Source organism: Thermogutta sp. (genome assembly GCF_039793925.1).
In the GTDB taxonomy this organism is placed as follows: Bacteria; Planctomycetota; Planctomycetia; order Pirellulales; family Thermoguttaceae; genus Thermogutta.
Window position 1 is genome coordinate 1 of sequence record NZ_JBAMME010000023.1, and the last position, 1745, is coordinate 1745.

The 1745-nt window shown below is 56.6% G+C and carries 1 protein-coding gene; it reads right to left on the bottom strand.

All coding sequences use genetic code 11. The annotated features are described in order from the left end of the window. Positions 1-134 precede the first annotated feature (134 nt). Positions 135-1169 carry a hypothetical protein gene (locus ABJK56_RS01115; protein WP_347242825.1) on the bottom strand — a complete coding sequence of 345 codons (1035 nt, stop codon included), beginning with the start codon at positions 1167-1169 and terminating at the stop codon, positions 135-137. Between the last annotated feature and the right edge of the window lie 576 nt (positions 1170-1745).

Genomic DNA, 1745 nt, shown 5'->3' on the forward strand with positions numbered 1-1745 from the left:
TCAATGACGTACTCGATTGGGATGCCGTTGTCCAAGACCACCTGCCGCAAGTTGCTCCGGGCCCTAAAGGCTGTCACCCCCACTCCATGCCTCAATAACTTCGCAATGGTGGGTAGCACCGCTGCTCGTAAAGATTACTCAGTCCAACTACTGTTTTCGATCCACGAACGATGAAGAAAAAGCCCATAACCCGCACCTCGCCATACTGCCGTTGCCCGCCCAGACGGAACCGAAACCACGAACCATACGGCTCTTGGATCCTCCGAGGCTGGCTTGGCAACCAGGAGCCTCCTGCATGTGGGGTCAAGGTCCACAAGCTCAACCGGCCGCCGCAAAACCCAATCCCGAACCTCAACAACTTTTTGAAGGCGCAGAGCACCCTCCCCTGCCTTCTTAGCATCTACCCAGGTGAGCTCAAGGGCGTCGTCGTTACTCGCATCCCCCCAAGCGCCGAAAATTACCGACCCGTCACAATACCCAAAAGACTCCCCCTTTACCCCGCCAAAATCCATAATCCGCCGTTCGCCGTAGCTCACAGCATAAAACGACTCAATAACCATCTCGGAAAATCCAGAAGTTCGAAAAGGGCGAAATGCGAAAACGGAAAAAACCGCCACGGTGGGGTCCGCCCAACCGCAGTACACTCCGTCTTCGTAACTTTGGCCTTTATCCTCTGCAAGAAAAGCATCACCGGCGGTCATGAACGCGAGCCAATCGTCGTCAAGCGTGCGCGACTTGCGGAGAAACGTGCACAATCTCAGAGGCGACCCCAAAATTCGCGTGATGGTTCGACCACGCATATCCCGCACCCACGGTCCCTCCTCGTCCACGATTAATCGCTTACCCGTAGCCGCGAGAACCATTCCCCGAAAACCTGCAGTGGTGGGAACAACGTGAACTTCAGTCCCCTCTGCATTTCTGCGAATCGCAAAATCACGGATTAGCCCAACCCCCAGGGTGCGGATTTCCGCTACAACGGCTCGCCGCTCCCCAATCCATACGCCGTAGTCATCCGCAAGCCAATGGAGCTCCCGGACCAGTGCCCTTCTGCCACGTTCCGCCTCCCACCCCAAACTCGCGAAGAAAACCAGCGCAAAAAAAACCCCAAGTGCCGCAACCCCAAAGAATGCCCAACCCAACTTGGGTTCCAGTCGTCCCGTGAGCAGCATATCGCAGCCTTTAGTATGGAATCCCCCGGCAATCCAGCATCGCTATTTCGTGTCGCCTGTCGCGACTCGACGTGTCCGGGACTCCGCACACGTGGAGCATCTCGTGAAACAGAGTATCGCTCCAATCTCCCTTGCATTCCGGATTAAGGTTAATAAAACAGCGAAAGGTAGGCGCACCTGGGCAATCGCCCAAACACGCGCGGCCACATTCGCCTCGAAAAGAAAAACAGGTCACGTGGATGCAGCTCCTGTTGCCGCAGTTTCTTTTTATGCAGTCCAGCGCCGAGCCGTTGTTCGTGAGAATCCGCGATAGGGTTTTGCGGCACCTTGGGTTTTGAAGCGATCGGCATCCATCCCTCCAAGCAGCCTCAACCGGGGCCTTCGGGCAGTCGTCAGAGGTAGAAAAAAGACCCAGGTAGTCGGATCGGGAAACGGAATCGGCACAGGCGTAGAGAAAACTGTTGGCCACTCCACATACCGAAGCGTCCGGAAACCCCATCGGATCCTTCCCCGTCCACCTTCCCACCTGCGCGTCGTAATCCCGGGCGCCGAAGCGGACCAAGCGCGTGTGGGTGT